At 69.7% G+C, this 7,155-nt stretch carries 7 protein-coding genes; 3 read left to right on the plus strand and 4 right to left on the minus strand.

The features are described from left to right. Nucleotides 1-127: 127 nt before the first annotated feature. Both V6V89_RS12460 and V6V89_RS12465 read left to right on the plus strand, forming a co-directional pair. Complete coding sequence (locus V6V89_RS12460) at nt 128-745, plus strand: DUF6230 family protein (protein WP_334619209.1); 618 nt, start codon at nt 128-130, stop codon at nt 743-745. Between the two features lie 180 nt (nt 746-925). Next, on the plus strand, nt 926-1,636 hold the full coding sequence (locus V6V89_RS12465) for a hypothetical protein (RefSeq protein WP_334619210.1): 711 nt from the start codon (nt 926-928) through the stop codon (nt 1,634-1,636). A gap of 46 nt (nt 1,637-1,682) precedes the next feature. Here V6V89_RS12465 and V6V89_RS12470 read toward each other — a convergent pair whose 3' ends face one another. From V6V89_RS12470 to V6V89_RS12485, 4 genes are read right to left on the minus strand one after another with little or no spacing between them, the layout of a single operon-like run. Further along, nucleotides 1,683-2,198, minus strand: coding sequence for a DUF4188 domain-containing protein (locus V6V89_RS12470; protein WP_334619212.1), 516 nt, complete (start codon nt 2,196-2,198; stop codon nt 1,683-1,685). Continuing rightward, nucleotides 2,195-2,764, minus strand: coding sequence for a hypothetical protein (locus tag V6V89_RS12475; protein WP_334619213.1), 570 nt, complete (start codon nt 2,762-2,764; stop codon nt 2,195-2,197). The genes V6V89_RS12470 and V6V89_RS12475 overlap by 4 nt, the downstream gene beginning before the upstream one ends. Next, on the minus strand, nt 2,761-3,807 hold the full coding sequence (locus tag V6V89_RS12480) for a GlxA family transcriptional regulator (protein WP_334619214.1): 1,047 nt from the start codon (nt 3,805-3,807) through the stop codon (nt 2,761-2,763). The genes V6V89_RS12475 and V6V89_RS12480 overlap by 4 nt, the downstream gene beginning before the upstream one ends. 15 nt (nt 3,808-3,822) lie before the next feature. Next, a complete protein-coding gene (locus tag V6V89_RS12485; protein WP_442935123.1) occupies nt 3,823-6,075 on the minus strand; it encodes an ATP-binding cassette domain-containing protein in 2,253 nt (750 codons plus the stop codon). 46 nt (nt 6,076-6,121) lie between these two features. Here V6V89_RS12485 and V6V89_RS12490 point away from each other — a divergent pair, with 46 nt between their 5' ends. Then, nucleotides 6,122-6,544, plus strand: a complete 423-nt coding sequence (locus tag V6V89_RS12490; RefSeq protein WP_334619215.1) for an SRPBCC family protein — start codon at nt 6,122-6,124, stop codon at nt 6,542-6,544. Nucleotides 6,545-7,155: the final 611 nt, after the last annotated feature.

Below are 7,155 nucleotides of genomic sequence, written 5' to 3' on the forward strand. Positions count from 1 at the left end.
GAAAAGCGGACGTAGTCCGGTGAACCCATCGACGACCTTGACGGGCTGTTCGCTCCGGGGTTACGTTGCGTCTATCCAGAACTACGCTCTTTTCTGGATCGATCCCATCGTCATTGAAGGAGAACGCATGGGTGATTCAGACCGCACCCTGCCGCAGGGCCGCACGAACTGGCGCCGGTTCGGGCTGGCCGCGGGTGTGGTGACCACCATGACCGCCACGGTCCTGGTGCTCATATCGAACGGCGCGCTGGCGGCCAGTTTCCTGGTCTCCGGTCAGCAGTTCAAGGTATCGGCGGACACTTTGGACGCCACGGGCTTCGTCAACTACGGGTGGATCGACCAGCACGCCGGCAACTCGCCGGAACCGGTCGCGATCGCCGCGATGAAGCGCGCCGAGCTGACGAACCTGTGCCAGTCCGTGCTCACCACCCTCCCGGTCGTCGGCGACATCAGCCTCAAGCTGACCGCAGGCAAGGAGACCCCGGTGATCGCCGAGAACATGTTCGTCGACATGGCCCAGATGGATGGCAACGCGACCTTCACCAACATGGAGATCGGTCGTGACGCGTCCACGCTGGACAAGGGCCCGCCCGGCAGCAAAGGGCTCCAGGGCCTGTTCAGCCAGCAGGCCGACAAGGTCCACATCGAAGACCTGCGCCAGGTCGCCTGGGCCACCTCGGCCGGGACGTTCAAGCTGTCAGGCCTGCACATGGAGATCTCGCGCGGCAAGCACGAGTGCTTCTAGCTGGTGGTTCTCCGCTCGGGGCGGGGGAGCGGATGCCGCTCCCCCGCCCTTCGCCTTTTCTGCCCTTTGGTCAGATCGAGCCCACTCTTGACTAGATCGAGGCATGCACATACCGTCTGGGTACTCCAGAAAATCGTCCTTTTCTGGATCTCGGTTCGCTCCACCCCCAGGGAGTTCGAGATGACACCCACGTCCCCCACTCTCACCCCGATGGCGCGCCGGCTCACCCGGTATGGCCTGGTCGTCGGCGGCCTCGCCGTCGCCCTCGCCGTCTCCGCCACGCCCGCGCTCGCCGCGTCCTCCACCACCGTCACGCCGGCCGGGCACGGCTTCAGCGCCGCCCTGGCATCCGGCACGACGGCGGACTTCGTGGTCGGCGCGGTCAGCGTCACCTGCAACACGTCGACGACGGCCGGCACCGTGCCGGCCGAGCCCGACAACGCGAGCCCGGACGGCGCGGTCGCGTCGGTCGTCGCAGCGCCAGCCTTCAACAACGACGGCGGCGCGTGCCCGACGAGCGTCTTCCTCACCACCGCGACCACCACCACGAACAGCGACAACGGCGACTGGACGATCGCGCTCCAGTACGACCCGGCCGGATCGACGGGCACCATGACGATCCCGGCCGGCGGCGTGGTCACCGAGATCTCCGGCCTCGCCTCGTGCACCGTGACCGTCGCACCGGACGGTCCGGCGACGGTCACCGGCCCGTGGACCGACGGCTCCGGCGGCTCGGCTTCCGTGCTCGACTTCTCGGCCGGCGTCGACGTGCCGATCGTGGTGACCGGCGGCTTCGGCTGCCCGACCGCCGCGACCAGCGCCACGTTCAGCGCCACCTACGAGATCACCGACACCACGGACCCGGCGTCGTCCATCACTGTGACCGCCTGACCGGGGGTCCTGCGAAAGGGTGCCGGGCCGTTGGCCCGGCACCCTTTCATTTGTCGTAGAGCTGCTGCTCGGTCACCGGTGATGGTGTCCCGTCCTCGCCCTCGGCGAGGCGCAGGCGGCGGCGAGCCGAGAAGAGCGACTGGCGGGCGTCGGCCACCGGCGCGAACGCCGAGAAGCCGGTGGGCGGCATGTCGAGAAAGACCGACTCCATGCCGCCGCGGGCGAAGTACGTCTCGTGCCAGAACCCGGTGCCGCCCATGTCGTTCAGCAGGTCGCGCCACCACGCGGCGTGCGGATCGGTGCGCGCCCACTTCTCCAGCGAGTCGAAGTCACGCCAGTACTGGCGCATCCCCAGGTGTGGCGGGACCAGACCCCAGGTCACCATCTCGTGGCGGAGGAGCCCATCCGGCTTCGCCGCCGCCGACTTCTGGATCCGCGGCCCGTACCGGAACAACGTCAGGATGCCGCGCGGAGACCGCACGCGCATGCCCAGGTAGATCACCACGAGATCCGGGTACTGGCTCAGGTCGGCGGTCTGCCTGAGCGGTCGCCTGGGCGTCATGCGCCGCCTCCCGCAGCCGCCACGACGAGCAGTGCCGTTCCGGTCACGAGGTCGACCACCCCGCAGAACTCCGCGTACGTGCGGTGCACGACCTTGTTCACCCTGTAGTGATACGCGTCCCAGGCGCCGTGCGCAAGGAAACCGACGCCGGCCAGCGCGACAGCGGCCCGCGGCTCCACCGCCGCCGCCAGCGTCACCGCGCCGAAGCCCACCGTGCCGACCGTCTGCAGCGAGAACGTGCCGGAGTCGGCGTATCGCCGCCGCGTCACCGTCCACAGCCATGTCAACGCCAGCACGATCGCCATGGCCACACCCGGATGGACGCCCAGCGCGCCCCGGCCGTCCAGGACATGGAAGACCGAGATCAGCGCGCTCATCACGACGAGCGCCAGCCACACCGACACGGGGCGGCCGATCGCGTACGCCATCAGGTAGATCGCCGCCATCATGGCGACCAGCGGGCCGAACAGCTCGGCATCCCGGTCGAGCAGGGCCAGTACCGCTATCCCGCCCACGGTCGAGACCAGTGCCAGGGCCGTCGGCCAGCGATTCTTCAACGCCGTCATGCTGTCGATCGTGCGTGCGTGCCTGTCGCGGCACCGCCCCGCAGAGCGACTAGGTCCGGAATCCTGGTCTCCGCTGCGGGAATCCTGGCCTCGGCCTGCGCCCGGTACTTGGACGGCGGCACCGAGTAGTGGGTGAGGAACGCCTGACGCAGCGACTCGGTCGTGCCGAACCCGCACCGCCGCGCCACCGCCGACACCGGCAGCGCCGTCGACCGCAACAGGTGCGCGGCGGCCTCGGCGCGCGCCCGGCGCACGTACTGCGCGGGCGTCTCGTGCACATAGGTGAGGAACAGCCGCGACAGGTGCCGCTCGCTGACTCCGGCCAGCCTGGCCAGCACCGGCGTGCTCAGGTCGTCACCGAGGTGGCTGATGATGTGGTTGCTGGTCCGGCGCACCACAAGGTCGTCGGACGAGTGCCGCGACACGAACATGCTCATCTGCGCCTGCGCACCCGGCCGCTGCAGGTATGCCACCACGCCCAGCGCTACACCACGCGCCAGCGCCATCCCGTGATCTTCCTCGATGAACGACAGCGTCAGGTCGAGCGCGCTGGTGACCCCGCCCGAGGTGGCGATGTTGCCCTCGCGGATGTAGATCGGTTCGGGGTCGACCCGCACGTCGGGGTACTTGCGCGCGAGCTCCTCAGCGAACTGCCAGTGCGTCGTGGCGCGCCGGTTGGTCAGCAGGCCCGCCTCGGCCAGCACGGTCGCGCCCGTGCAGACCGACGCCACCCGGCGCGCCAGCGTCGCGAGCCGCCGGACATGGCCGACGAGCAGCTGGTTTTCCGCGGCCCGCGCGTGGCCGAGGCCGCCGCAGACCAGCAGCGTGTCGAGCGGCTCGTTGAACCGCTCGACCGCCGCCTGCGAATGCACCTGCAACGCCGAGTCACACGTGATGGTGTTACCGCCCATGGTCGCGAACACCCAGCGATAGGGCGGGTTGGCACCGATGCGGTTGGCGATGGCCAAACTCGAGGTGATGCAACCGATGTCGAGCAGTTCCGTCCCGTCGTAGCCGACGACGAGGATCACTCGTTCGCGCATCCCCCCACGCTATCGCTACGTCACGTAGGCACGCAGGTGCTGACCGGTCAACGTGTCTGCCTCGACCAATCTGGACGGTGGACCGGTGAAGACCACCTCGCCGCCGTCGTGGCCGGCGCCGGGCCCCAGGTCGACGATCCAGTCAGCGTGTGCCATCACGGCCAGATGATGCTCGATGACGATGACCGAGTTACCCAGCTCGACCAGGCGGTCGAGCAGACCGAGCAACTGGTCGACGTCGGCCATGTGCAGGCCCGTCGTCGGCTCGTCCAGCACGTAAACCGCCGCGTCGCCCGCCATGTGGTTGGCCAGCTTGATGCGCTGCCGCTCGCCGCCCGAGAGGGTGTTGAGCGGCTGACCCAGCGTCAGGTAGCCCAACCCGACATCGGCGAGCCGGTCGAGGATGCGGCGCGGGGTGCCCGAGGCGAAGAAGTCGCGGGCCTCCTCAATGGACATCGCGAGCACCTGGCTGATGTCCTTGCCGCGCAGCGTGTATGTGAGCACCTCGGGCGTGAACCGCCGGCCGTCGCACTCCTCGCACACGGTCGCCACGCCAGCCATCATCGCCAGGTCGGTGTAGATCAGCCCGATGCCCTTGCACTTGGCGCAGGCGCCCTCGGAGTTCGCGCTGAACAGGGCCGCCTTGACGCCGTTGGCCTTGGCGAACGCGGTGCGCACCGGGTCGAGCAGCCCCGTGTAGGTCGCCGGATTCGACCGGCGGGAGCCGCGGATCGCCGACTGGTCGACCACGACCACGCCGTCGCGCCCCGGCAGGTGACCGTGGATGAGTGAGCTCTTACCCGAGCCGGCCACCCCCGTGACCACGGTCAGCACGCCCAGCGGGATGTCGACGTCGACGCCCTTGAGGTTGTGCGAGCGGGCACCACGGATCTCCAGACGCCCCCTGGGCTCGCGCGGGTCCTTGCGCAGGCCGGCGCGGCGGTCCAGATGGATGCCCGTCAGGGTGTCGGACCGGCGCAGACCGGCGACGTCGCCCGCGTACACGATGTGACCGCCCGCGGCGCCCGCGCGCGGGCCCAAGTCGACCACGTGGTCGGCGATCGCGATGACGTCGGGCTTGTGCTCGACCACGAGCACCGTGTTGCCCTTGTCGCGCAGGCGCAGCAGCAGGTCGTTCATCCGCTGGATGTCGTGCGGGTGCAGGCCGACGGTGGGCTCGTCGAAGACGTAGGTCACATCGCTCAGGCTGGAACCCAGGTGCCGCACCATCTTGACCCGCTGCGCCTCGCCGCCCGAGAGCGTGCCCGACTCGCGGTCGAGGCTCAGGTAACCGAGGCCGATCTCCACCAGTGACGACAGCGTCTGCCGCAGCGTTGCCAGCAGCGGGGCGAGCGCCGGCTCGTCGAGCGCCGCCACGAACTCGGCGAGGTCGCTGACCTGCATCGCCGAGCACTCGGCGATCGTGCGCCCCTGAACCGTCGCGGTGCGCGCCGCCTCGTTGAGCCGGCTGCCGCCACACTGGTCGCAGGCCGCGAACGTCACCGCCCGGTCGACGAACGCGCGGATGTGCGGCTGCGCCGACTCGCGGTCCTTGTCGATGAACAGCCGCTGCACCTTTGGCAGCAGTCCCTCATAGGTCGCGTTGAAGCCGGCCTGCTTGATCTTCGTGGGCGGCTTGCGCAGGAAGTCGAACCACTCCTGCTCGGTGTAGTCGCGCAGCGGCTTGTCGGGGTCGAGCAGGCCCGACTCGATGAACAGCCGCGTGTACCACGTATCGGGGCCGAAGTTGGGCACCGTGATGGCGCCCTGGCGCAGCGACCTGTCGCGGTCGACCAGCGCGTCGACGTCGATCGTCGACACCCTCCCCAGCCCCTCGCAGGCGGGGCACATGCCCTCCGGGTTGTTGAACGAGAACGCGCTCGACGTGCCCACGTGCGGCGTCGAGAGCCGGCTGAAGACGATCCGCAACATCGCGTACGCGTCGGTGGCCGTGCCGACCGTCGATCGCGAGTTGGCGCCCATGCGCTCCTGGTCGACGATGATCGCGGCGCTCAGGTTGCGCAGCGAGTCGACGTCGGGCCGACCCAGGCTCGGCATGAACGACTGGACGAAGGCCGTATAGGTCTCGTTGATCAGCCGCTGCGACTCCGCGGCGATCGTGCCGAACACCAGCGACGACTTCCCGGAGCCCGAGACCCCGGTGAAGACCGTCAGCCGGCGTTTCGGTATGTCGACCGAGACGTCCTTGAGGTTGTTTTCGCGCGCACCGCGCACTTCGATGACATCGTGACTGTCCGCCTCCCACACGCGGGCAATGATGACATCGGGGTACGACAAGTCTTGGAGGACGGCCGTGAGCAAGCGTCACACGCTGACCGGGCGGCTGCACGTGGCCCTGCCGCCCGAGCAGGCGTTCCGGCTCTTCACCGCGCGCGGTGAAGAGGAGTGGGCGGCCGGGTGGCGACCCCACTTCCCGGTACCCACCGACGACGACACCGCACCCGGCACGGTCTTCGTGACCGACCGGACGACCTGGGTCGTGCTCGACCGAACCGCTGGCCGGCACATCCGGTACGCCCGGGTCGTGCCGGGCATCAGCGCCGGCACGGTGGCGGTCACCCTGGAGGCGGCGCGGGGCGGCAGCGACGTGACGGTGACGTACGACCTGACGGCGCTGACCGACGCGGCGGGCCGCGACCTCGACGCCTTCGCCGCAAGCTACCCGGACTTCCTGAACTCCTGGCACCAGGCCATAACAACGGCCTTGACCCCATAGCCGTCCCCCGCCGCCCCGTCCCGCCCGCCGCCCCCCGTCCCGCCCGCCGCGTCCGGGCGCCCCGCGCCGTGCCACGGCGGGCCGGCGCGGCCCGCCCGCCCTCTGCCCGTCGATCAAGGGCAAACGCACGTGGTTCGATCTCATTTCCACGTGCATTTGTCCTTGATCGATGCATTTGTCCTTGATCGATGCAATCGCCCTTGATCGGCTACGGCCTTTGCCCGCCGTCGGCCCTTGATCTGTGCGACCTCCGGCGCGCCCGCATGGCACCGAGCGGCGGTCGCGCGATCGTGGCGATCCGCTGCCCGGAAGGGCAGCGGATCGCCGCAGTCTCGTCGCCCGCCGTACACAAACACCGCTCGACGGACGCCGTGGACCCTGTCGCCGGCCATCCCCGCCGAGCCCATGCCCGAAGCGCCGCCGCTGACGCGGCGTCCTCAAGGCTCCGCGGATCAAGGAGATTCTCGTCGATCAAGGGCGAATGCACGTGGATCGGAGATCAAAGCGCGTGCGTTTGCCCTTGATCGACGGGCAGAGGGCGGGCCGCCGGCCCGCCGGGGGGCGGGCCGCCGGGGGGCGGGCCGCCGGGGCGCGGGCCGCCCGGGAGCGCG

The sequence above is a fragment of the Micromonospora sp. CPCC 206061 genome (genome assembly GCF_036906915.1).
Lineage (GTDB): Bacteria > Actinomycetota > Actinomycetes > Mycobacteriales > Micromonosporaceae > Phytohabitans.